Source organism: Pseudomonas pseudonitroreducens (assembly GCF_021603645.1).
GTDB classification, from domain to species: domain Bacteria; phylum Pseudomonadota; class Gammaproteobacteria; order Pseudomonadales; family Pseudomonadaceae; genus Pseudomonas; species Pseudomonas pseudonitroreducens.
Map to the genome: position 1 here is coordinate 117,344 of NZ_BQHJ01000007.1, position 23,175 is coordinate 140,518.

Below are 23,175 nucleotides of genomic sequence, written 5' to 3' on the forward strand. Positions count from 1 at the left end.
GCGCTGGTGCCCCGACGCTCAGGAGCCGCGGACCGAGTCATCGCCGGGCACATCACAGACACCAATGCGCTTGGCTGCCCATCGCTCGTACAACCCAACCGCGACCTCGGCGCCGGCAGCAGCGGTCAGGCTGCCGATGGCCGAGGCCAGCATCAGCGGAGCACCGAGTGCCAGAGCGAGAAACAGCACCGCAACGCCGCAGACCACCGAGGCGCCGGAACGCAGCACCAGGCGGCGAACGATGGCGCGACCACTCAGGCCCGCCTTGTCGGCGCGCCAGAGTTCACCACTGACGCCGCCAGCTATGGCGAGCAGGATCACAACCCACAGCGGCATCTCAGCCAGGGCTTGCTGTTCGGATGGCATGACAGCTCCTCGAAGAAGACGCCCCCGAGTACGAGGGCAGAACCGGCGCCATGACCAGGGCGGGGAACCCAGGCGCCAGAAACGCGAAACCCGGCGCGATGGCCGGGTTTCTGGTTGGTGTCGAAGTGGCAATTCCCTCACGCACTTCAACTAGCATGCGGACTTTTTACAGGCGTTCTCTCATGGCAGCAAGCGCAACTTAATGCCACGCGGAAATATGTGGAGTTCGCACTGGGAATGTATCGGCGAGAAACGGAAATATCTTACTACGGCATTACAGAGCCTCCGGCTCTGTCCCACTTGTCCCACCTTTTTACTATATATGTGTGCGCGAATTAAAGAATAAAAAGAAAGCGTGCGCGCGAGCGCGAACGCGTGCGCGCTCATGCTCGCACACATTACATAGAGGATTTAGTGGGACGGTGGGACAGCGCAAGGAAGGAAGTGCCAGGCGCGCGGGATGGCGCCTGGCGATGGAGCAGCAGGCCGATCAGGCGGCCCGCCGGCCAAGCAGCAGCTCGGCAATGGCAGCATGAAGGACATTCAGCCTACGGTAGTACTGCGGACGGCTACAGCGGCAAGACTCCCACTTCATGGAGTCGGGGCTGTCGTAGTCGGTGTAATGAACGCGCACCAGGTGCTCCATATCCGGCGGCAGGTGCTTATTCACAATAAGCTCGATGTCCGCCGTAAGATCCCAATGGCAAGTTGAACTTCGAGTGGTTCGAATCAACTCGCCTTTAGTTGCCATCAGGGTAGCGATCATACTCCCGCCGCCACCAACTTCAATGTTTGTATTCTCCGGCGGGTGAAGTTCCGCCGCCCATACCTTCAGCATCTCATCAACGGCCTTGATCAAAATGCGGCCTCCTTTTGGACAGGCTGCGCGCCACGGCGCCAAGACTGTGGGCGTTCGTACCCCCAAGGTCGCACAGTGGACTTCCCCGATGAGCTGAGGCGTTTCCGTCGCCACCCGAGGCGATGCATGATGTGTCCCACGCGCATCTGCTCTGGCTTACCCCAGTGCCCATAGTCGAGGTTCAAAGCCTCTCCGAGGATCTTGTCACTGGTTACGGTCTCGCCTACGTAGTCCTCCAGCCACGGCAGAATCTTGTACTCCCAGGCATCGACGGTGTAACGCGCGTCCTGCTCCTCCTCGAACAGATCCTTCTCCTCTCGCGCCACCCACCAGATATCGCCCGCCTTGTAGCAGAACACCGCCTCAGCCCACAGCTGGTCGCGGATCTCGCGTAGTAGGTCGAGGTCCACCTTGGTACACAGCACGGGCCAGTATCTGCGGTTGCCCGTGGTGTCCTTCAGGTACTCCTCCTGGTTGGTGGTACCGGCGAACACGCACTGGCGCGGCACATCCGCCGTGCGGCGGCCGTAGCTCTCACGGAAGGTATCCACCGAAGCGGAGAAGAACTGCTTGGCCTTGGTCGAGTCAGCCTTGTTGAAGGCATCCAGCTCACCCAACTCGACGATCCACTTACCCCGGATCATCTGGAAGGCCTCCTTATCGCCGAGGGTGAATGGCGTGTCCATGAACCACTCCCCGCCCAACACCGAGAGCGCCGTGGATTTACCCACGCCCTGCAGGCCCTCCAGAATCATCACGCTGTCGACCTTGGCGCCGGGCTTCATGACCCGAGCAACGCCCCCGATCATCCAGCGCTTGGCCACCTTGGAGCTGTAGGGCGACAACGGCACACCGAGCACCTGGTGCAGCCAGCTCTCCAGACGCGGCACACCATCCCACTCCAGCCCGTTGAGATACCGGCGCACCGGATGGAAGGTGTTCTTGCTGGCCGTGACGCTGACGCCCTCCAGCACGGTCCCGGACTTGGCCAACAAGTTGTAGTACTGCGCGAGCCATTCGGTCGTCAGCATGTCGTCAAGGTCTGTCCACTCCCCCGGCTCGCCGCCGTAGGGCGGTGTCTTGAGCTTCACCGTCTTACTGCTGAATTGGTCGAAGCCGAGCACGCCCTTCCAGCACTCATCGTTGCCGAGGATCAGGCTCACGTTGATCATGTGCCCCGACAGGCCACCGCTCTGCGTGCGATACAACAGCGTGCGCCACCCCTCATCGGCGGCCGGTCGGACCACCGCCATCACCTGGCGCCGCACGGCGTCCAATCCCTCGGACAGATGCAGGTCGTTCCAGTCGGTCCACTTCTCCTCGCGCTCACCAGCAAACACAGGGACAACGTGCAGGCCGCCGAGAATCACCGCCGCGTTGTTGGCCTTCTCAACGCCGGGATTCCACGGCGTCACCTTGTCGGCCTTGGTCGTCTTCCAATCGTCGTCGGCGCAGAAGATCAACGGACGTCCGGGATACTCGTCGCGCATCGCCTTACCGGCCGGGAGCAAGTTGCCCGCGTCGAAGGCCACACAAACCGTAAGCGATGTGGCCATGTGCAGGCTGACGCCAGTCGCATACCCCTCCGCGATCAGGATCGGCGCACCAGGGTCAGGGATGGGGCCGATCAGGCAGTACGCGCCCTCCTTCTGCATGCCGAAGGGCCAATACTGCTTATCACGCCCGGTGTCAGGCTGCCGCTCGGGGTGGATCACCTGCAGGCCGACAACCCCCTTCACCGTCTTCATCGGAACCAGCAGCCGGCCGCCCCGACCATAGCGGACATTGATGCCGACGATCTGCTTGCGGTCCAGGTAGGGGCTGCGCCCCTTATCGGGCAGTTTCTCCCACATTGCGGATGCACGCCGAGCAGCCAGCCGGGCGGCCTTCTCGGCACGCTCGGCAGCGCGGCGCTTGGCATCCTCCTGGCGGGCGCGCATCAGCTCGCGCTCCTCACTGGTGAGCTTCGTTCCCTTGATCTTGAGCTTCTGCGATTCGCCCGAGCGCCAATCGCCATAAGCCCCGAAGTACAGCGTCACCCCCTTCTCAGTGGTGTACGGGTGCAGCACATACCAGCCCGTCTCCTCCCCCATGCTGTCCCCGGAGGACTTGCAGCGGGTCAGCTTGCCGAAAACCCAATCAGGGCGCCGCTTGCTGAACGGCTCCAGGCCGTAGTCCTGCAGCTGCGCCAGAACCTCGCCCAGCCCCTGCTCAGCCATTGGCAAGCCCCCGCTTCTCGGTGATCGACTGGCAGAAGGTGCACAGAGTGCAACCAGGTGCCGCAATCTGGCGGGCGGGCGGAATCTCGTCGCCGCAGTCCAGGCACTCGCTCAGCGAGTGGCCAACGAAGGCAGGCTGACGCGCCGCCAGCAGTGAATCCATGGACTCCAGCACCAGGTCATTGGCGCGATCAGCGATATCAGCCAAGGGACACCTCCGCCTCACGCTCCAGCAACATCTCCAAGGCGAGCAGCGCACCCTGCACACGGCGAAGCAGGAGCTTCTGCTGTGCCAGCTCCCGCCGGTCGATACGTCCGTCGTTCGCCAAGTCTTCGGCGATGGTCTGCGTGAGTGTCGATTGGCGCTGCAGCGTCTCGCTGATCGCCTTGAGGATCGCCGCGGCGGAGTCCAGATCCTCCTTGGACTCCCGCTGGATCTCCTCCACTACACCCCGAAGATCTACCCAGGCTGCGTCGCCGTAGGCCTCGATCAGCGAATCCACGATGCGCGGGTCGCGGGTGGCCGTGGTGACCTCCTCGATGTCCTGCGGGTTCATGTGGCTGTTGGAGTGAGTCGGGCTGAGCTTGTGCTGCAGAGTGGTTTCGTTGCGACCGAAGATCGCCGCGATAGCTTTGGCGCCGCCTGGGTAGTCCCGGCTGGCATGGTAGAGAGCGAGGTTGAGCGGAAGAATTTCGCGCTTTGCGCGTTCGGTGCAACTCAGAGCTACACGGCTCATGGCATTAATCCCCAAAGTCTGCCCGTGACCGTGCCAACAGCCCTTGATAGAGTTGCGGCGTGGTCATCGTCAGGTGGTCACGTAGCGGATGGCTGCTCTGTGGTGGAAAGGCCATCCGCGCCCCAATGGCAAGGCAGGTGATCCGTCACCCGCCTTGCCGTACAGCCAGCTGCTCTGTGGTGGAGAGGCTGGCAACCCAAGGCATCCGTGCCTTGGTTCGGGGAGCGGGACCGGCTTGGTGGTGGGTATTTGGTGTGCTCCCGCCAGCCGGCCCGCTACCCCACCCTCGGTGGTGACGAGGGCGTTAAGCGGCCTTGCTCGGAGCGGGGAACAGATCAGGCAGGTCTGGTCGCAACTCATACCCCTGAACCACGCCACCGCATGCCCGCACTACCACGGGCACTTTCTCCGGCGGGATCCCCCGACGCTTCCAGTTGAAAATGTTCTGAGGTGTAACACCCGCGGCGCGAGCCAGCTCGGTGGGGGAGCCGGCTGCCTCGATGGCCTTTAAAAGGGCCTCCAGCGGCTTTTGTTCTTCAGTCATGGCATCAACCCTTGATCAAACAGAACCAAACGACAAACCAAACAATACGTGTATTACCAAGCTTGCACAAGGGCATTAACATTTTGTTTATGACTACACGCCCGAAATCAAACAATGCCGAGCGCTTCGCCCTGGCCCTCGAACAGGCCGAGATGAAGGGGGCCGAACTCGCTCGCCGCCTCGGCATCGACAACGAACAAAACATCACCAATTGGAAGTCGAGAGGCGTGCCATCAGCGCGATTATCCGCCGTGGCTTTAGCCCTTGGAGTGTCACGGGAGTGGTTGGAATCTGGGCACGGCAACATGCACGGAAAGCCCACAACCCCTGCTTTTGCAGAGGAGCGAGCCAGTTACACACTGGAGCCGCTTCACCCGTGGGACAGCGACACCCCACTTGATGACGACGAGGTTGCATTGCCCTTGTACAAGGAAGTCGAGCTGGCATCCGGGAATGGCCGGACTGCCGTTCAGGAGGTACCAGGTCGAAAGCTGCGCTTCTCCTACGCCACGCTCCGAGAGTGCGGCGTGCTGCCCGACAACGCGTTCTTCGCGACAAACTCGGGCCACAGCAATCATCCCCTAATCCTTCATGGCGCAACCCTGGGGATCGATAAAGGAATGACGCAGATTGTCGACGGCGAGATCTACGCGCTCGACCATGATGGACTGCTGCGCGTGAAGATCCTTGAGCGCCTTCCGGGCCACGGCCTGCGGATGCACAGCTACAACTCATCAGAATTTCCGCCCGAGGATTTCTCGATCGAGAAGATCCTGGAGCAACGGATTGTCGTGCTCGGGCGAGTCTTCTGGTGGTCCACGATCCGACCGATGAAATCGGGACCGCTCATCTAACCAAACAAAATGTGTTGACCTAAACACCAAACATATTGTTTGATTGCCTCGACTCTCCACCACAGAGCGAGGCAATCATGTCCATTTCCGCAACCGTTCACGTTCTCCCGAACGTAGAGATCGGGCGCATCTTCGAGGTGCGCCGGCTGGCCGCTGCTGCTGGCTGCCAGTTCGTATCCGGTCGTAGCAAGCGCGCCCTCCGCGCCGTGCCGCCCTACCCCACCACTCCGGGGGACGCGGCATGAACAATCAATTCACCCTCTCCGATAACTCCCTGCGCATGCTGGCAGCTCAACTGGAGCTGAACGGCAAATTCCGCCACACCTGCCGCTCAGCCTACGGTCAGCAGCAGATCGAGCTGGTCATGCAGGTCGAGCGCGATCTGGAACGCACGAACGTCACCATCACCATGGGCGGCGAGAAGCACTCCATTAGCGTCATCAACGGCGAAAGCCACAACGACCAGCTACTGGCTGACTTCATCGACGCCATCGCCAATGGGCGTGTGGACTCAGCTGAACCTGCACGCCCGCGCGTCCTCCTGCACATGCCCGAACGCGAGTCGCTGCTGGACACCGAGCAGCAGGAAGCGATCAAGGGCCTTGCTCGTCGCGGCGGCTTCCTTGCCCTCGATGTCGGGCTGGAGAATCCGATCAACGTCTCCGTGCACCGAACCGTCAACACGTCGGGGATCTGCGCAATTCTCAGCGTTGGCGTGCGAAAGCCCCGGACTTGCTGCTGGACGATTCGCCGCGAGAGCGACGCTTACTGTGCCCGCCGCCTGCAGGAGTCCGTGGAACACCTCATCACCATCGCCACGCCGAAGCCGGCGCGGGCGGCATGAGAGGTGCCCTATGCGCAATCAATCCCTACAGGATGCCGCCAAGGCACTGGGCATCACCCGCCCCGCCCTGATCAAGCGCATGCGCGAGGCTGGCCTGCTCGACGACCGCAACCTGCCGACGCACCCACTGCGAGACCGGCTGTACCTCGAAAAGCACGAGGGTAACTGGCACCACCCGGAGCTTGGCCCGCAGTACAGCTACTCCACCCGAGTGCGACCCGCTGGTTTGGCCTGGTTGCGGCAGAAGCTGGACATCCCGCTGCCGATGCCACCGGCCGAGCAGGACCGCCGCGATGTCGGCTGACCACGGCCTACGCCCACGCCACTACGCCCGCCAGATCATCGGCTTGCGCTCGCAGGAGGAGCGCAGAGCCGCCCTGGCGAACGTGCCGGCGGAGTGGCGCGACCTGGTTAGAACCCACGTAGAGATCGCCTGGAACCACCCGAAAGGAGGCAAGGCATGAAACGCAAACCGACCACCAAGCAGACCGTGCGGGCCGAACTGATCCGCATGGTTAGCGCCCTGCTCACCACTGCACGGACCACCAATTACGAGCACGTCTGCGATTCGGAGACAGACCGTGCACGAGGCGCCATCGTGCTCGCCCTGCATGCCGACATCATCGACACCCCTACTCACACAGCACTTTGCGAACTGGCCGGCAACGCACGATACGAACGCCAGATGGAGCTGATCTATGGCCAGCCACCCTATACCGGCTCGGCCTTCGCCGAGGCGCGGCGCGATGCTGCTAAGGCGGCAGCATGACCCAACGCCCCGACCAGCAACCGGAGCTGCGCCTGCTGCCGGCACCCAGGCGCGAAACCGTCGACCTGGTGTACCGAACCTTCAGTGAGGTGCTGATTCCACTGGAAGCGCTGCGCGAACGCTACTTCCGCAACCTCAACAAGGACAACTTCGCCAAGGCCATCAAGGAAGGTCGCATTGGCCTGCCGATCACCACTCTGGACGACAGCGCGAAGGCACTGCAGTACGTCGAGGCCCACCACCTCGCCGCTTACATCGAGCAGCGCGCCTACCTCGCCGACGAGGAGCTGGCACGCCGTATCGGATCCGCTTGAGACCAAAGCCGCGCCGCCACCACCGGCGCATCCACCACTAGGAGCACACCACTATGTTGACCAACCACCAGATCACCGCCCTGGTACTGGGCATCCTTCTGCCGATGATTCTGCTGCTGATCGGCGCTTATGCATGCGGCATCAATAAAGGGAAACTACTCGCCGAGGCAGTCGTATACGGGAAGGGTTACACCGATGGCCTCGCCGACCAGGCCGAGCACGTCGAGGCACTTCACAACGACATAGGCATGCTGAGAGAGAGCCACCGCCAGGACCGCGAGGGCCTGATGCAGGATGCAGATCGTCGGATCGCCTTCTATTCGCGTCGCTCTAACCCGCTCACAGCCTCCGACCTGATCACCCTAGAACGCGCCACGAAGAACCTGAATCTCGCTCAGCAAACCTGGCTGGCCATGGGCGCATCAGATGCTGCCCAGGGTGCTAGTGAGGTGGAGTTTGCCGTTCAAGGGATCCGCGCGCGCCTGATGAGCGTCTTCGAAGCGGCAGCAGCCCAGCCCGAGGAGAGTGCAGCATGAGGCGCAATTACCCCCTCTGCCGGCTGAGCCCGGAGGCTGCCGGCCAGCTCGTGCACGACCACGAGCGCTGCACGAAGAAGCTGCACGAGACCGAACGCTATCTGGCCGCCCTAACTGTCGAGATCCGCAATGCTCTCGGCCCCGAGGCCGTCTGGTCGCTCCAGACCAAAGCCCGCCAGTCCGTCGCATTGAGCGATCTGCAAAAGGAACTGCGCGCATGACCCACCTTCACCCGGATCGCCGCGTAGCGGCACAAGACCAGGGCGGCGCCCTGGCACCCGCCACCCTGAGCACCCAAGCTGCGGCCGCGCGAAAGCGCGGCGGTGGCCTGGCACGTCGCGCCCTGCTGACTCTGAGTCTCGCGGGCCACCCCTCGATGCCCGAGGGTGGCGCCATAAAAAGCCTCTGCTGCGCAGCAGCAGGCATATTCCTACCCAAACCCAAGGCCCGCGCAGAGGTCGCATACCCCACGACAAGCGTGCGCCGAGGCGCAAAAGATGCTGCAACGCTTCGCTCCCCCACTGCGCCGCACGCGCAGCCTGTCGAGGGGTATACGCACGCTGCGCACCAGGTAGCCGGGGGTGAGGCATGACCGCATTCCGAAGCATCCCCTCTGCCACCTCCCAGCAAAGCTCCCTCCCGTTCAACCGAGAGCTCTACGTCGACCTGTTCGCCGGACTGGGTGGTGCGAGTAGCGGAGGCCGCAAGGCATATCGCGACCCAGACGTTGCTATCAACCACAACCCGGTCGCCATTGCCGTCTACAAGGCAAATCACCCCAACACAAGGACCTTCACCACCGACGTTTTCGATGTCGATCCACTGCTTGCAACCGGCGGGCAGCCCGTCGCCATCCTCTGGGCATCCCCCGACTGCCGCCACTTCAGTAAGGCAAAGGGCGCTGCCCCACGCAGCCCGCAGGTCCGCTCGCTGGCGTGGGTGGTAGTGCGCTGGGTTCACGCCACCAGACCACGCCTGTTCCTGCTCGAGAACGTCGAAGAGTTCCAGAAGTGGGGTCCGCTCGACGAGCACGGCCAGCCAATCAAGGCCGAGGAAGGCCGCACCTTCAAGGCGTTCGTGGCATGCCTCACCAGCGGCCTACCTGCCGATCACCCGGACATGCCGGAAATCATGGCGGCCATCGGCCTATGGGTACCGCAGAGCGCCCTGGTGCGCGGCCTGGGCTGCAACGTGGAGTGGCGTGAGCGCCGCGCCTCGAATGCCGGCGCCCCGACAATCCGCAAACGTCTGTTCATGATCGGACGCACAGACGGACGCCCCATAATCTGGACAACCCCGAAGCGGCACGAAAAGCCGAAGTCTGGCCAGGCTCCCTGGCGCACTGCAGCCGAGTGCATCGACTGGAGCGACCTTGGCAAGAGCATGATCGAGCGCGAGCGCCCCCACGTCGACAACACCTGTCGGCGCGTGGCGAAGGGCTTCTGGCGGCACACCGTCATGGCGGACAAGCCCTTCCTTGTGCCGATGGACGACGCCCACCTCGCCGCAGCCAACCTCACCGAGTTTGCCAATGCGAGTAACCAGCGCACTTTCAGCGCCGCAGAACCACTGCGCACCCAGGTCGCCCAGGTGAAGGGGGGGCACTTCGCCCTCTCTGCCGCCACGCTGATTCAGACCGGGTACGGAGAGCGTCCGGGACAGCAACCGCGAGCGCCTGGACTCGGCAAGCCGCTAGGCACCGTAGTGGCGGGAGGCTGCAAGCACGCACTGGTAACCGCAATGGTTGTTGGCGCTGGCGGCCCGAGCTACAGCGGCAAGCCGCAGTCAGTTACCCAGCCCGTCGGGACCCTTTTGCCGTCGAACCATAGAGCTGTTGCAGCCTGCCACTTTGAGCAGGCCAACGGGGGTTTCTACGACGGGGCGGGTCGAGCAGCAGACGCACCGCTCAGCACAATCACACAGGCGGGGTCCAACCAGCGCCTGGCCAGCGCCTACCTGGTGAAGTTCTACAGCACCGGCGGCCAATGGCAGGACCTGGCCGAGCCGATGCACACCATCCCCACGAAGGACCGCATGGCACTGGTCACTGTTGTCCAGGTCCCGGCAACAATCCTCCCCCCCGAGCTGATGGAGAAGGCCCGGAAGTGCGCAGCCTTCCTGCACAAGCACCTGCCCGAGCACTTCCCGCAGTTGGCCGACCTGGTGCTGCTAGGTGACTACGTTCTCGTCGACTTCACCCTCCGCATGCTCAAGCCGGTCGAACTGAAGATCGCCCAGGGTTTTGACCCGGATTACATCACCGACTGGGGCTGGTTCGAGGACAAAGCCACCGGCGAACTGGTGCGCAAGCCCGTCAGCACCACCAACCAGATCAAGCTCATAGGCAACAGTGTCAGTCCCTGCGAATCGGAGGACCTGATCTCAGCTAACGCCGCCGACCTGATCGACCTTTACAGGAGCGAAGCCGCATGAACACCCAACTCAACGAACTGCGGCGCCTGCTGGCAGAGATCGACAGCCTCGCGGGCAGTGTGGAGGTCTCGGGGCTGATCCGTGATGCACGAGCCTGCGCAGAGAAAGCCCGGACCAGGACGGCGAAGGCCATCAAGATCGTAGCCGAGCTGGATGCTCAAAAATGGGAGGTGAGCGATGCTTGATCGCGAGGAACGAACCGTAACCATCCCCGCTTGCACGGAACACAATGGACTTCACGCCATGACCATCACTGTGCCGTGGCTCTGCCGTGTGTGCGGCGGACCACGGGGAGAGCCGGTGTCCGGTATCAGCTTCGACGGCAGCAGACGCCTGCAGGTGCACACTTGGAGCAACCCCTGCGGGCATATCGAAAGGTACGTCGATGTTCGGCGCGACTACAGAAACGTCAGCGAGGGCCATCGAAATGGCGATTGAGCTGGAGCGCTACCTGCGCGAGGAGCAGGTACTGCAATGCACAACTCTGTCCCACGCAACTATGTGGCGCGAAATCAAGGCGGGGCGCTTTCCCAAGCAGATCCGCCTTTCCCCCGGCCGCGTTGGCTGGAAAGCCTCGGAAATCAGTCAGTGGATGAATGACCCCGAGGCATACGCAAAACCCAAGGCGGCCTAGCCGCCTTAGGGCTTCACCTTGGCCACCTTCACCAACCAGGTGGCCCACGCCCTGAGCCCTTCCCGCTTTTCCTTGAAGTAGTCGTAACGGTCGTAGTGCTTCGACGATACGTCGTTGAAGGCGTGCCCTTGGATCCGGTCGCGCGTGTCCTTGCTGATCCCCGCCACCCCCATCAGCGTCTTGCAGGTTCGCCGCAGATCTCGCAGCGTGAACGGCCCATCGAACTTATCCACATGCCGCTTATAGAGCTTGGTCACCGCGCGGGAAAGCGACTGCGCGTTGATCGAGTCATTCTCATATCGCCCCATGAACGGATAAGGGGCCTCGCCGGTGATAGGCTCCAGCCGAGCAAGGCACGCCTTGCTGAGTACGTTGAACGGCACCAGGTGGATCTGCCGCTCACCCTCAACACCCTTCAGGCTCCGAATGGCGTAGTGATCCTTCTGGAACATCCGCCGATCTGACCCCAGCAGCTGCTCCGGCCGCTGCCCGCCCGACGCAATCAGGAACTTGATCAACTCTGCGGTGACCAGGCTCAGCTGCTCAGGCAGGAGGTTCCAGAGAGTCGCCAGCTCCTCGGTGGAGAGGGCGCGCTGGCCGGCGCGCTCCCAATCCTCCTGAACGGGAATGCTGGCCACGGGGTTGTATTTGAGCCCGAACCTCACCGAGGTGCTGCCATAGCTGCGCGGGTTGAACTCTTGCCCGAGGCCGTGCTGATAGGCCGCGTGCAGGCTTGAGCGCACGCGGTTGCAGTAGGTTGTCACCCCGTCACCGATCATCTTGGCAAGGATGTCGCGGATGTCGCCCGGCTCGATCTCAGAGGCTGCTCGCTTCGCAAGCTGCGGCCATGGGCCGGTGACATATTTCCCCATCGCCCACCGAACATTGCCGGCCGACGCAGCGCCCTCGGTGTCCAGCTTGCCCAGGTAGGAATCGATCAAGTCGGCCAGTGATCCGTCGCCCTCGGCGCTCGGCGACTGCTGACGAACCTTCTCGCGCGCCTCGGCCAGACCGAGCGCAGGCCAGGTGCCGAGCTTGCGCTGTTTCTTCTTCCCCTGGACGTGCCACTGGTAGTAGAACTCTTTCGTGCCGTTCTCGCGGACCTTGAGCAGCAGGACGCCCTCCCCGCGAGCGCCGCGACCATCGGACTTAACGTAGTCCCGGCCGGGCTCGGGCTTGAGCGAGCGGACTTGTTTATCGGTGAGCATTGGTGACAGTATCCGGTGACAGTTGTCCCGAACTAAGGCGCTCCGGAGTGATATGAGACGATACACCCGAAAGGCGCCGAAGCCCTCTAATGGCGGGCATTGTAGCCCTACCGGATACCATGAGGGAAAGGCTGATATTTCACCCTATACAGATTCCCAAGCTCATGACGAGGGTTCGATTCCCTTCGCCCGCTCCACTTCGACTTTCCAGGGACTTCCACCGAACGCCAGGGAACGTCGTAAGTCATTGTCAGGATTGAGATTTTTACCTGATCTCAATCCACTGACATCCAGCGAAATCCACTCCCAGCCGGTTCTAACTGGTACGTTGAGCGGTACACTGGCAATACGGAGGTCCCCAAAACCGTATTGTTGCTGGAGGAGCCGGGGTTCCGTCGGGAACATGGCATCCAACTCGCTTCGCAGGAGTTGGACTCATGCTTTCAGACCTCCAGGTTCGACAGGCCAAGGTGACCGGCAAGGCGTATTCGCTTGTCGATTTCGACGGTCTCTACTTCTACATCTCCGCCACCGGCTTCAAGGCCTGGCACTTCCGCTTCACTTGGGGCGGCAAGCGCGAGCGCATGTCCTTCGGTGGCTATCCCGCGCTTTCCCTGAAAGACGCTCGCAATCTGCGCGACGAGGCCCGGGCCATGCTGGCCAAGGGCATCAACCCGCATTCGGAGCGCAAGCGCAAGCGCCACGCCATCGTCCTGGCGGGCGAGCACACCTTCCAGGCCATCTACGACAAATGGCTGGCCCACCGCAGCCTCTCTCTGGAAAATGAGGGCCGCCAAAGTACGCCCAAGCAGATCGGGCGCGTCTTCGCCAAGGACGTGTTTCCCGTATTGCGCCACCTGACCATCTACGACGTCACCCGCGCCCACCTGCTGGACATCATCGGCAGAGTGGAAAAGCGTGGCTCGCTGTCGGTGGCCGAGAAGCTGCGCACCTGGTTCAGCCAGCTATTCACCTACGCCTCGGTGGTGGTGCCCAACATGGGCGACAACCCGGCCAAGGATTTGGACGTGGTGGCGATGCCGCTGCCCCCGGTGGAGAACAATCCCTTTTTGCGCATGCCCGAGCTGCCGGCAATGCTGCAGACGTTGCGCAAGTACAGCGGTCGCCTGAATACGCAACTGGGTCTACGTCTGCTGCTGCTCACGGGCGTGCGCACCGGTGAATTGCGCTACGCCACGCCCGATCAGTTTGATCTGGAGCGCGGTCTGTGGATCATCCCGGTTGTCAGGCTCAAGCAACGCAAGCAGCTCACCAAGAAGAAGCGCCAGCGTTTCGCCGACATCCCGCCATACATCGTGCCACTGTCGTTGCAGGCACAAGAGGTCGTTCGTCATTTGCTGGGAAATCTGAAGCCAGCACAGGTGTATCTCATCCCCGGTGATTGGTGCCTGAAAAACCCTCTGAGCGAGAACACGCTCAATGGCGCGCTCAAGCGTATGGGCTATGAAGACCAACTCACTGGGCATGGCGTTCGCGCCACCATCTCGACTGCGCTCAATGAATTGGGGTATCCGCCCAAGTGGGTAGACGCCCAACTTTCGCATGCCGATCCGGATCGGATCAGCGCGACCTACAACCACGCCGAGTACGTCGAGCAACGCCGCGTCATGATGCAGGACTGGGCCGACCGGCTGGACTTGTTCGAGCAGAATCAGGTCGAAGTTGCCAGCACGCACTTGACCATCACGTTGCAGGGCCTGCCCACAATCGCCGGACAGGCGGCAGCGCAGCCGCCCGCCCTGAATCCAAACGCCCCTCAGTTGATCGTTGCGCCTGCACCCGATGCACCAGCGGTTCCAGCTTCCGTCTATCGACTTTCGGCGGTGCATCTGCCCGAGTACGCGCGACCCACGCTGTCAGAGGTGCAGCGCGAGCGCTTGCAATTGCTGGAGATATTCGAGGCATCCCACAACCTGTCGGTGGCCGATTACGCCAAGCTGGTTGGCAAGTCCCGCCGCTGGATCACTTACGAGATTCAGGCCGGCAATCTCCTGTCGATCCATCTGGGTCACCGTGGGCAGCGCGTCCCGGACTGGCAACTCGACCCCATCAAGCGCAAGCTGATTCAGGCTGTCCTGAAGCTGGTGCCGCGCGGTATCGACACCTGGCACATCTATCACGCACTGCTGCGGCCATACGATGCCCTGGGCAAGTGTCCAGTCATCGAGGCCGTCGATCCGACCAACCTGCATCTTGCAGCTCGACTGGTCGCCGCACATGCCATAGAAACCGATGAGCTTGCAGAGCAATCGGAGGCGTCTCCGGTGCTGGCCAGGCAGACTGTAGAGCGCCTGGTAAAAACGGCAATGTTGGTTGATATGCCCGAAGATCCCGTCGCCCGTTGAGCTGAGGCCGGGCGGCAGCACCGTCCGGTCAAGGTCAAAGGAGGGAACGTCGATCGCTTCGCATGGCCGCCCATCCGTCTTCTGCGCGGCCAACTCGCAATTTCCACGTTTTGGCAGGCAGCGTTTAGCGTCGGATCAGCGCTCGGCAGTCACCATAGGCGACTTCTCGGTAATGCTATCTCGCTATATCAGTATCTCGATCGGATATGACACCAGCGGATTTTCGTTGCCAATCTCAAGCCCCGATCAATAGATTCCGAGCGTTCGCCGCTTTTTGAAACCGCTGGCGCATCAGACCATACCGATACGGTTTTGCGAGAGCAGCCACTTCTCACGATCCTGATAGTGCAAGCGTCACTGTCGAGCCGCGACGGACGCTCGATTTTCTTGTGCTCGATGGATTTTTGCACATCGAGCACACAACGCCTACTCGTTGCGCGAACTGATCAGAAGTAATCAAAAGCGGGCGTCATCACTCGCGTCTTGCGCGGACAACAGGCCGACCATGAGGACGGCTGCAAAAGCAGTCGGCCCTGTAGTTCTTCTCCTGGAAGGAGACGGAGCATGCACGAGAACAAAAATGATGCACCAACATCAAAGGTGTTCTACCGCCCGCTCGAAGCGTCCATCCGCTGGGCCGGACTGCTGCGATACGAGCAGGTGATCCTGGCTTCGGTCTCGTCGCCTATGAATCTGCCGCAGTCGCTGGACTGCCCACGTTTGGGCGAACTGCGGCTGTACACCGACCGCATCTATGACGGCATCCTCAACGGGGAACTGCCCTTCGGGCAGCACGGCATCACGACGCGCGACACCGCGTTGATCGAATCGCCTGATCTGACGGTACGCCATGTCGATCTGAAGTGCTGGATGCGCCAGCACTACCCCGAGCAGCGGCCCGGCTTTCTCTTCTCCCGCGGCGAGCGCATCACCCATCCCTCCATCTCTCTGGAAACAGGGCAAGCCATGCTGGTCGAACGCCAGGCTTTGAAATCCGCCCTGGAACAGACCAAACGTCAGCTCCGCGATTTGCAGGACAAGCATGACGCGCTGCTCAAGCAGCCCACGGTGATTCCGGCATGCGCGCAGTGTCCGATCAGTGATCGGGCCGAGGCCACCTACCTGAACATCGTTGGCGGCCTGTTGGAGCTGATGCTCGGCCAGTCGCCATCGGGCACGCCGTACTCCAGCTTCAAGACGCAGGAGGCCGTGGTCAGCGCGCTGGTTGCCCATCACAGCGGCGCCATGGGCATCGCGGAGCGGACATTGAACGGCAAGTTCGCCACCGCCAGGCGCCGACTGCGTAGCGCCTCCCTCTGAGATTTGCCAGCTTGTATGTGCAGTCGCGGGGATTGCATTTGCAATGTCTTTTCGCAGCCGTGTCTATTGAATAGAGGTCACGCCAACAAACGCCACTGAGCGTTCAGGAGTGACCGCCATGTCGCAAACACCTGTACTGCAGCCAAACGAACGCCGCATCCTGCGCCTGGAAGAAGTCGAAGCGAAATCCGGTTTCAAGCGCGCCCACATCTACAACCTGATGAAGAAACGCCAGTTCCCGCAGGCGCTGCGTCTGGGCGTGCGCGCCGTGGGCTGGGATTCCATCGAAATCGATCAGTGGATCGACGAGCGCGTCAACAACCGGGCCTGACCCGTTCTCTCGCGGACTTTCCATCCTGACCCGGAGAACGCCATGCAGGTCGTATCCATCATTTCAACCAAAGGTGGGGTCGGCAAGACCACCACGGCCGCAAACCTTGGCGGTCTCGCTGCGGACGCCGGGCTGCGCGTGCTGCTGCTCGATCTCGATGTGCAGCCCACCTTGTCCTCCTACTACGAGCTGGCCCATCGTGCGCCGGGCGGTATCTATGAATTGCTGGCCTTCAACGAGCGCGACCTCGGCCAGCTTGTGTCCCGCACGATCATCGCGGGCCTGGACTTGGTGCTCTCCAACGACCACCGAGGCGAACTGAACACCTTGCTGCTGCACGCGCCAGACGGGCGACTGCGGCTGCGACACCTACTGCCGATACTGAACCCCCTCTACGACCTGGTGCTGATCGACACCCAGGGCGCGCGCTCGGTGCTGCTGGAGATGGCGGTGCTGGCCTCCGACCTCGCGCTGTCGCCCGTGACCCCGGAAATCCTCGCCGCCCGCGAACTGCGGCGCGGCACCATGCAGTTGCTGGCGGACATTGCGCCGTACCGGCACCTGGGCATCGAGCCGCCGCCGTTGCACCTGCTCATCAACCGCGTCCATCCGGTGTCCGCCAACGCACGGCTGATCCAGCAGGCGCTGCGCGATCTGTTCCAGGGCCACACCGGCATTCGGGTTCTGGCTACCGACGTGCCGGCCATTGAGGCTTATCCGCGGGCCGCGACGCGCGGCCTGCCGGTGCATCGGGTCGAGTACCGCCAGCCAGTGGGCAGAGTCGCTCCCGCCGCGCTCACCACCATGCGCGATCTTGCCGACGAGTTGTTCCCGCAGTGGCAGGATCGATTGGCCGCAGTGTCCGGCCGTCCGCCACAGCCTCTTGATATCAGGAGGCCCCATGGCGAACGCACATGAACTGGCCCGAGGCCACAATCGGCTGCGCGCCCTGATCGAGTTCGCCGTCGGCGAAGGCTGGCACGTCAAGCGCACGGCGGGCGGTCACCTCAAGTTCACCAAGGCAGGCTGCGCCGCGATCTACACCAGTTCGACGGCCAGCGATCACCGGGCAGCCCTCAACGCCCGTGCGCAGATCCGTCGTGCCGAGCGCGAGACCCGATCCCAAGCGCAGGGGGGCGGCCATGACTGAGATCACCTCCCAGCAGATGGCCGGCAAACTGCTTGCGTCCGGGTTCGAGCGCAGCGGCCCGTCAGCAACGACCTTGAGCGACCCGATCGCCGACACGCCCATGGTCGTGACGCTCGACCAGTTGCGCCCCTACGACCACGACCCGCGCAAGAAGCGCAATCCGGTGTACGAGGAAATCAAGGCATCCATCCGCGAGCGTGGCCTGGACGCGGCTCCGGCCATCACCCGGCGGCCCGGCGACGATCACTACATCATCCGCAATGGCGGCAACACGCGACTGGCAATCCTGCGCGAACTCTGGTCGGAGACCCGGGACGAACGTTTTTTTCGGGTCTCATGCCTGTTCCGCCCATGGCCCGAGCGTGGCGAGATCGTCGCGCTCACCGGGCATCTTGCGGAAAACGAACTGCGCGGTGGCCTCACCTTCATCGAGCGCGCTTTGGGCGTCGAGAAAGCGCGCGAGTTCTACGAACTGGAAATCCGCTCCACCCTGAGCCAGTCCGAGCTGGCCCGCCGCCTGGCCGCGGACGGATACCCCGTGCAGCAGTCGCACATCAGCCGGATGGCCGACGCCGTACGCTACCTGCTGCCCGCAATCCCGACCGTGCTCTACGCCGGCCTGGGGCGTCACCAGGTCGAGCGGTTGTCGGTCATGCGCAAGGCCTGCGAGCGCACCTGGGAGCACTACGCCAAAGGCCGCTCACTGGTTCAGGACTTCGACGAGTTCTTTCAGGATGTGCTGTCGCAATTCGATGTCCAGGCCGACGAGTTCTCTGCGCAGCGCGTACAGGACGAACTGATCGGCCAGATGACCGAATTGCTGGACGTCGATTACGACGTGCTCGCTCTGGACATGACCGAATCCGAGAGCCGCCAGCGGGCCTTGGTCAGCGAGCCGACGCCGCCCTCGACGCCGCCTGCCTTGCCAGAGCCAGAAGCCATCGCGCGCCCACCGGCCGATACTGCGCCACCTGCTGCGAGGCCGACGGCAACGCCCTCGACGGGCGAGAGCGACGCGGACGCCAGTCATTCTGGCGCAGCCAGTCCGGCGGTAGATGACGACGTGCTTCGGGAGCACATCGTCTCGCCAGCGCCGACGACCGAACGGCTTGAGTCCATCCAGCGCATGGTCGCCGACCAGTTGGGCGATCCACTGCCGCACGACTTCTCGGCGAATGTCTTGCAGTCCATCCCGGTGCAGGCCGGCGGGCTCTATCCGATCTCGGATGTCTGGTACATCGCCCCCGGCCTGGACACACCCGAGCACCTGCGCATCCACGTCGCGCAGTTTGCCCGCGAGATTGCGGTCGAGGCAGACCTGGGCGAGTGCATCGATGACCGCCCAGACGGCATCGGCTTCGCCTGCCGTGCTCGCACCACAAACCCAGCGCCGCTGGGCCGTGCCGTCCATACGCTGTTGGCTTGCCTGGCCGGTCAGCAGCCCGCCGATGTCGGTCTGGACAACGGGCAACTCGTCATCGACCTGCCGGCGCTGCTGCACGGCCAGGGCGACGTAACCCGACGATTGAGCGACACCGCGCTGGTCAAGCTGTTCCGCCTGCTGCGACTGGCCCGCCGCCTGCTCGATCTCGAAGCCGGCGCTGCGGACTCTGGAACCTAAGCGAGGGAGGCCAGCATGTCCACAGCACACCCACTCAACCAGGCTGTCATCGCCCAGGCCCTCTATGACCTGCGCAATGGGCAACTGCGCCGCTGCAAACTGATGGGGTTTGGCGAGGCAGAGCTGGACGCCCTCAAGCATCCCGCGCTGATCAGCGTGCTGGCCAACGCCAACGTCTCCTGGTGCTCAGTGACGGTCAACCGCGAAGTGCTGCGGCGGCTGCTCCAGCAGGCGCAGGACGTGGAGAAGGAAATCGCCACAGTCGATCGCATGCTCAGGCTGGGCGCGAGCACGGAGATGGTCAGCAAGTTCTATGGCTTGACGCATCAGGAAGTAGCGCTTCGCCGTGAAATCCTCGGTCTGCCCAAGCGCAAGGGCCGACATCCCGTGCTGGACGAGGAGCAGGACACGGAGCTGTGGCGGCAATGGAAGGCCGTGACCAACAGCAGGACGGTCGATCTCGAAGACGAAACCTCCATTCTCGATGCCGCCATGGACTTGGCCGAAGGCATGTCGCTGCCTCTGTCGGTGGTCTGGGCCTCGATCAAGGGCTGGGTCGATCAGGGATTGGCTTGAGTCATGGCCGTGGACGACACCGCACCACGAGTCCGACGCCAAGGCCCCATCGCACTCGCAGAGCTGTTCGATGCTGCGCTGAAAGACCTTGCGCCCAAGCCCGCCCCCAGCGCACCTGCGCCTACACCGGCACAGTCGCCCACGCCTACCTCCGGCGATGCTTTCCTCTTCAGTGGCAACCGGCACGAGACGGTGCCACGCAAGTTGTTCCTCGACCGCCGCCTGACGCCGCTGGAACGAAACGCCTGGCAAGTGTTCCGGCTGATGCTCAACGACGATGGTGTGACCGCATTTCCCACCTACGAGCAGTTGCGGCCCTGGCTGGCGTCCATGCCCTGCGCAGGCCAGGCCTCGCATGAAACCGTGGCACGGGCGCTGACACTGATGCGCCTGACCCGCTGGCTGAGCCTGGTTCGGCGACGGCGTGACCCCAAGACTGGCCGCATCCTCGGCAATCTGTACGTGCTGCACGACGAACCTCTGACACCGTTCGAGGCCATGCAGCTCGACCCGGACTACCTGCAACTCGTCAGCCAGGCGCTCGGCCATTCTGCCAAGGCCGTGCAGATCGTGGGCCTGCACACGCTCAAGGAAATCGGTGAAGACCCATTGCTGGCCGGACGCACCCTCCCGTCACGGTTGCAGGTGATGGCCGAACGCCTCGCCAACCAGGACCTTACGGCCAGCGATAGTTATCCACAGGAAGACGCCATTCACGATTCCGAAGAAGGGGCTCCGAGCCTTCTTCGGAATGGCGAACGCCCCACTACGGATTCCGAAGCAGGGCCGAAACCCGCGCCAGACGTCTCTCTTCGGAATCCGAAGCAGGCCCGTACAGTACGTAGTAGTTGTATTAATGAAATACGTACTACTGCGCAGGCGCGCGCACTGGACGATCTGCAATGGCCCAAGCGCTTTGCGCAACTGAAGGCGGAACAGCAGGCGGGTGCCAAGGTGGCATTGCAGCAGGTTGATGCCTCGCTGAGGCAGGACGTGCTGGACGAATGGGCCGCGCGTTGTAGCAACCACGGCATCCGCAATCCCGCAGGGTATCTGTTCGGCATCATCCAGCGGGCCATCCACGGTGAGTTCAATGCCTGGGCAAAGAAAGACCCGCCACCGGCACCCACTCAACCAAACGAACGGCCACCACCCGCACCGCCGGCCCAAACGCAGGGTAAGCCGGTGCCACCAGAAGTCGCCAGGCAGCACATCGAGCGGCTTCGAGATCTGCTCGCCAACAAGTGAGCAGGCTGGCAAGGCGGTGAAGTGGACACCCATGGATGCCAATAGAGCTATCCCCTGGGGATAGTTCCACCGTTGGGGCGGATGCTGTGCAGTCGCAGACCTGACATCGAACATCTGCCGCAGCAGCGGCGTTGCCCGTCCTGATCCCGACGTGCAGCGTTCGTTGGCGCTCCATGGAGCTATCCCCTGGGGATAGCTCGCGCCGCATGCGGCCACCACGCGTTGAACCGGGGTCTGGCTGGTTTCGGTTTGTTGACTGACTGCCTTCCGCTTCCTGCCGAAGCTGACCGCTCCTTTTCCCACAACGAGCGGACACCATGGCAACCAATGAACCTCTGCAACTGAATCTCGGCTCCCTGCGCAGCGCGATGTCGCTGACGCTTCACACGCACCACGCCTCGCGCATCTGGCATGGCCGTGCCGCCGCCGAGGGGCGACCCGGCATCGTCGGCCTGAACGGCTACATCGCCCAAATGAACAAGATGCGGCGCGGTTCGGAGCAGGACGACCCGTACTCGGATTGGTGGATGCTGCGCATCGAGGTCAAGCTCGACCAGACCAAGACCACGCTGCAATCGCTGCGCGAGCAGGTGGATCAGGCGCTGGCAAGCGTGCCGCCGGCACTCAGCCTGGGCGAGAACCTCAACGTGCAGCCCGTCAAGTTGCCGCTGTTCGTCAATGCGCAGCTCGGCTTTGCCGCCGTCTATCTGCTGGCCGACTACGACGACATCGCCCGCAAACTGATCCTCGCCCACCACACGGCGCTCATCGACCGCAGCACCTTGGAGCGCTGGCTCAACGAGGGCGCCCATGCACTGCGCAGCCTGTTCTCGCTGGCCCAGCAATACCGCTATTCGGGCTGTACGCGCGACGACTTCGTGTCGAAGAACGCCGCAGCACGGGCGGCGTTGGAGAAATTCGGCGAACTGCCGCAGGACGTGCTGGAAGGCACGCGCCGCTCGAAGTTCGCGCCGCCCATCGTGCGCCGTGGCCTGCAACAGCGTGCTGAGAGTCCTGCTGCAGCGCCTGCCCCCAACGACGAGGCCGCCACCGGCGCGGTGCCCGAGGTCGGCGCCGGCGAGGTCGAGGGCGAGCAGGCATGAGCGATCCGAACCGCGAACCCCGCTACTTCCAGGGCCTGCAACAGGCTGCCTTCATGAAGCTGGAACACGCTGCCTCTCTAAAAGGCCTTTTAAAGCCTTTTAAGGGTAAGGGGGATCTTGAGGGCTGGGCCAGCCAGTGCTTCGCCATGCGCGACGAGTTGATTGGCTTGGCGCAGCGGCAGGTGCTGCAACAGGCAGTCGGGCATCCCTTCCACCTGCTGCCCGTGGAGTTGGCCCAGCAAACCACTGGCGCAGGCACGGCGTTTTTGCGCTGGCGCAAGCACGACCGCTCAGCCATGGGCGTAGCCCTGTGGCAGGAATTGATGGCGAACATCGGCACGCCGGTCAACCTGTTGGCCGAGCTGCACGCGATTGAGCTTCAGCGCATCACGCTGAACATGCAGATCAGCCTGTTGCACACCTTGGGCAGGCAGGCCCAGGAGTGCGCCAGCAAGGCCGCCAAGGCGGAAGACGCCTACCTGCGCAGGCTCAAGTCCATCCCACCTGGAATGCGTGATCGGTGATGACACCGGACACCCCAGTACGCGCCCGACGCCGACGCGGCTCGGGTATTTCAATCACCATGGAGATTGCAACATGAGCACGCATTTTTGGGGCGAAGGCAACATTGGCTCCCCGCCCGAGTACCGGGAGTTCCCCAACGGCAACGACGAGCCGCGGCGCTTGCTGCGGCTGAACGTGTATTTCGACAACCCCGTTCCCACCAAAGGCGGCGACTTCGAGGATCGCGGCGGCTTTTGGGCGCCAGTGGAAATCTGGCACCGTGACACCGCGCACTGGAAAAACCTCTACCAGAAAGGCATGCGCGTGCTGGTCGTCGGCCGCATGGAGCGCGAGCCCTGGACGGACAACGAAGATCAGCCACGCGAGACCTGGCAGATCAACGCGCGCAGCGTCGGCATCCTGCCGTTCCGCATCGAGTCCGTGACCCTCAGCCCGAAGCCGCAGGATGCGGAGGCAAAGTCCCAGGCAGTCCAGGAACCGGCTGCGCCAAAAGAGCCGCGGCGTAGGAAGTGACCCGGCATGGGCCGGCCACTGTTCGCCGTTCCATGCTCTCGCGAGCTATCCCCAGGGGATAGCTCCATCAACGTCCACCGGCTTCCATGCGCTCCCGAAAATCGC

General features: G+C 62.9%; 29 protein-coding genes. 22 read left to right on the plus strand and 7 right to left on the minus strand.

What is annotated here, in order from left to right; genetic code table 11:
* Window positions 1-18 precede the first annotated feature (18 nt).
* From L6D89_RS18070 to L6D89_RS18095, 6 genes are all read right to left on the minus strand, one after another.
* The gene (locus L6D89_RS18070) at window positions 19-366 is read right to left on the minus strand and encodes a phage holin family protein (protein ID WP_151189570.1); all 348 of its coding nucleotides are present in this window, start codon (window positions 364-366) and stop codon (window positions 19-21) included.
* Window positions 367-856: 490 nt separating this feature from the next.
* On the minus strand, window positions 857-1,225 hold the full coding sequence (locus L6D89_RS18075) for a PA0613 family protein (protein WP_236200724.1): 369 nt from the start codon (window positions 1,223-1,225) through the stop codon (window positions 857-859).
* Window positions 1,222-3,444, minus strand: coding sequence for a VapE domain-containing protein (locus L6D89_RS18080; protein WP_236200725.1), 2,223 nt, complete (start codon window positions 3,442-3,444; stop codon window positions 1,222-1,224). The genes L6D89_RS18075 and L6D89_RS18080 overlap by 4 nt, the downstream gene beginning before the upstream one ends.
* Window positions 3,437-3,652: a TraR/DksA C4-type zinc finger protein gene (locus L6D89_RS18085; protein ID WP_236200726.1), complete on the minus strand. Its 216-nt coding sequence runs from the start codon at window positions 3,650-3,652 to the stop codon at window positions 3,437-3,439. The genes L6D89_RS18080 and L6D89_RS18085 overlap by 8 nt, the downstream gene beginning before the upstream one ends.
* Window positions 3,645-4,181, minus strand: a complete 537-nt coding sequence (locus L6D89_RS18090; protein WP_236200727.1) for a phage regulatory CII family protein — start codon at window positions 4,179-4,181, stop codon at window positions 3,645-3,647. Before L6D89_RS18090 ends, L6D89_RS18085 begins: the two co-directional genes overlap by 8 nt.
* Before the next feature lie 304 nt (window positions 4,182-4,485).
* Window positions 4,486-4,725 (minus strand): YdaS family helix-turn-helix protein, encoded by a 240-nt coding sequence (locus tag L6D89_RS18095; protein WP_236200728.1) that lies wholly within the window; start codon window positions 4,723-4,725, stop codon window positions 4,486-4,488.
* 11 nt (window positions 4,726-4,736) lie between these two features.
* Between L6D89_RS18095 and L6D89_RS18100 the strand changes: the two genes are divergently transcribed.
* The 11 genes from L6D89_RS18100 (at window position 4,737) to L6D89_RS18150 (ending at window position 11,109) form a co-directional block, all read left to right on the plus strand.
* Window positions 4,737-5,579 carry a LexA family transcriptional regulator gene (locus L6D89_RS18100; RefSeq protein ID WP_236200729.1) on the plus strand — a complete coding sequence of 281 codons (843 nt, stop codon included), beginning with the start codon at window positions 4,737-4,739 and terminating at the stop codon, window positions 5,577-5,579.
* Window positions 5,580-5,820: 241 nt separating this feature from the next.
* A complete protein-coding gene (locus tag L6D89_RS18105; protein ID WP_236200730.1) occupies window positions 5,821-6,423 on the plus strand; it encodes a hypothetical protein in 603 nt (200 codons plus the stop codon).
* 10 nt (window positions 6,424-6,433) lie between these two features.
* Entirely contained in the window at window positions 6,434-6,727 is a 294-nt protein-coding gene (locus L6D89_RS18110; RefSeq protein ID WP_236200731.1) for a phage antirepressor KilAC domain-containing protein, read from the plus strand.
* Window positions 6,717-6,887 (plus strand): hypothetical protein, encoded by a 171-nt coding sequence (locus tag L6D89_RS18115; protein WP_167523267.1) that lies wholly within the window; start codon window positions 6,717-6,719, stop codon window positions 6,885-6,887. The genes L6D89_RS18110 and L6D89_RS18115 overlap by 11 nt, the downstream gene beginning before the upstream one ends.
* Entirely contained in the window at window positions 6,884-7,192 is a 309-nt protein-coding gene (locus L6D89_RS18120) for a hypothetical protein (RefSeq protein ID WP_236200732.1), read from the plus strand. Before L6D89_RS18115 ends, L6D89_RS18120 begins: the two co-directional genes overlap by 4 nt.
* A complete protein-coding gene (locus tag L6D89_RS18125) occupies window positions 7,189-7,506 on the plus strand; it encodes a pyocin activator PrtN family protein (RefSeq protein WP_236200733.1) in 318 nt (105 codons plus the stop codon). Before L6D89_RS18120 ends, L6D89_RS18125 begins: the two co-directional genes overlap by 4 nt.
* A gap of 53 nt (window positions 7,507-7,559) precedes the next feature.
* The gene (locus L6D89_RS18130) at window positions 7,560-8,042 is read left to right on the plus strand and encodes a hypothetical protein (RefSeq protein ID WP_236200734.1); all 483 of its coding nucleotides are present in this window, start codon (window positions 7,560-7,562) and stop codon (window positions 8,040-8,042) included.
* Complete coding sequence (locus tag L6D89_RS18135; protein ID WP_236200735.1) at window positions 8,039-8,263, plus strand: hypothetical protein; 225 nt, start codon at window positions 8,039-8,041, stop codon at window positions 8,261-8,263. The genes L6D89_RS18130 and L6D89_RS18135 overlap by 4 nt, the downstream gene beginning before the upstream one ends.
* A 367-nt stretch (window positions 8,264-8,630) precedes the next feature.
* Entirely contained in the window at window positions 8,631-10,475 is a 1,845-nt protein-coding gene (locus L6D89_RS18140; RefSeq protein WP_236200736.1) for a DNA cytosine methyltransferase, read from the plus strand.
* Complete coding sequence (locus tag L6D89_RS18145) at window positions 10,472-10,660, plus strand: hypothetical protein (RefSeq protein ID WP_236200737.1); 189 nt, start codon at window positions 10,472-10,474, stop codon at window positions 10,658-10,660. The genes L6D89_RS18140 and L6D89_RS18145 overlap by 4 nt, the downstream gene beginning before the upstream one ends.
* A gap of 200 nt (window positions 10,661-10,860) precedes the next feature.
* Window positions 10,861-11,109 carry a helix-turn-helix transcriptional regulator gene (locus L6D89_RS18150; RefSeq protein WP_236200738.1) on the plus strand — a complete coding sequence of 83 codons (249 nt, stop codon included), beginning with the start codon at window positions 10,861-10,863 and terminating at the stop codon, window positions 11,107-11,109.
* A gap of 5 nt (window positions 11,110-11,114) precedes the next feature.
* On the opposite strand, the gene L6D89_RS18155 is transcribed toward L6D89_RS18150, so the two are convergent.
* Entirely contained in the window at window positions 11,115-12,317 is a 1,203-nt protein-coding gene (locus tag L6D89_RS18155) for a tyrosine-type recombinase/integrase (protein ID WP_236200739.1), read from the minus strand.
* A 437-nt stretch (window positions 12,318-12,754) separates the two neighbouring features.
* On the opposite strand from L6D89_RS18155, the gene L6D89_RS18160 reads away from it, so the two are divergent.
* From L6D89_RS18160 to L6D89_RS18210, 11 genes are all read left to right on the plus strand, one after another.
* Window positions 12,755-14,683, plus strand: a complete 1,929-nt coding sequence (locus L6D89_RS18160) for a tyrosine-type recombinase/integrase (RefSeq protein ID WP_014596114.1) — start codon at window positions 12,755-12,757, stop codon at window positions 14,681-14,683.
* 564 nt (window positions 14,684-15,247) lie between these two features.
* On the plus strand, window positions 15,248-16,003 hold the full coding sequence (locus L6D89_RS18165; RefSeq protein WP_023124750.1) for a hypothetical protein: 756 nt from the start codon (window positions 15,248-15,250) through the stop codon (window positions 16,001-16,003).
* A gap of 118 nt (window positions 16,004-16,121) precedes the next feature.
* The gene (locus L6D89_RS18170) at window positions 16,122-16,334 is read left to right on the plus strand and encodes an AlpA family transcriptional regulator (RefSeq protein ID WP_014603611.1); all 213 of its coding nucleotides are present in this window, start codon (window positions 16,122-16,124) and stop codon (window positions 16,332-16,334) included.
* A gap of 42 nt (window positions 16,335-16,376) precedes the next feature.
* Window positions 16,377-17,252 (plus strand): ParA family protein, encoded by an 876-nt coding sequence (locus L6D89_RS18175; protein ID WP_022579827.1) that lies wholly within the window; start codon window positions 16,377-16,379, stop codon window positions 17,250-17,252.
* On the plus strand, window positions 17,236-17,484 hold the full coding sequence (locus L6D89_RS18180; protein WP_022579828.1) for a hypothetical protein: 249 nt from the start codon (window positions 17,236-17,238) through the stop codon (window positions 17,482-17,484). Before L6D89_RS18175 ends, L6D89_RS18180 begins: the two co-directional genes overlap by 17 nt.
* Window positions 17,477-19,105, plus strand: a complete 1,629-nt coding sequence (locus L6D89_RS18185) for a ParB family protein (protein WP_033940618.1) — start codon at window positions 17,477-17,479, stop codon at window positions 19,103-19,105. Before L6D89_RS18180 ends, L6D89_RS18185 begins: the two co-directional genes overlap by 8 nt.
* Window positions 19,106-19,120: 15 nt before the next feature.
* Window positions 19,121-19,681, plus strand: coding sequence for a DUF2857 domain-containing protein (locus tag L6D89_RS18190; protein ID WP_022579830.1), 561 nt, complete (start codon window positions 19,121-19,123; stop codon window positions 19,679-19,681).
* Between the two features lie 3 nt (window positions 19,682-19,684).
* Complete coding sequence (locus L6D89_RS18195; protein WP_023124752.1) at window positions 19,685-20,929, plus strand: STY4528 family pathogenicity island replication protein; 1,245 nt, start codon at window positions 19,685-19,687, stop codon at window positions 20,927-20,929.
* A gap of 317 nt (window positions 20,930-21,246) precedes the next feature.
* Complete coding sequence (locus L6D89_RS18200) at window positions 21,247-22,032, plus strand: PFL_4669 family integrating conjugative element protein (RefSeq protein ID WP_023124753.1); 786 nt, start codon at window positions 21,247-21,249, stop codon at window positions 22,030-22,032.
* Window positions 22,029-22,556 (plus strand): DUF3158 family protein, encoded by a 528-nt coding sequence (locus L6D89_RS18205; RefSeq protein WP_023124754.1) that lies wholly within the window; start codon window positions 22,029-22,031, stop codon window positions 22,554-22,556. Before L6D89_RS18200 ends, L6D89_RS18205 begins: the two co-directional genes overlap by 4 nt.
* Window positions 22,557-22,629: 73 nt before the next feature.
* The gene (locus L6D89_RS18210; RefSeq protein WP_023124755.1) at window positions 22,630-23,070 is read left to right on the plus strand and encodes a single-stranded DNA-binding protein; all 441 of its coding nucleotides are present in this window, start codon (window positions 22,630-22,632) and stop codon (window positions 23,068-23,070) included.
* Window positions 23,071-23,175: the final 105 nt, after the last annotated feature.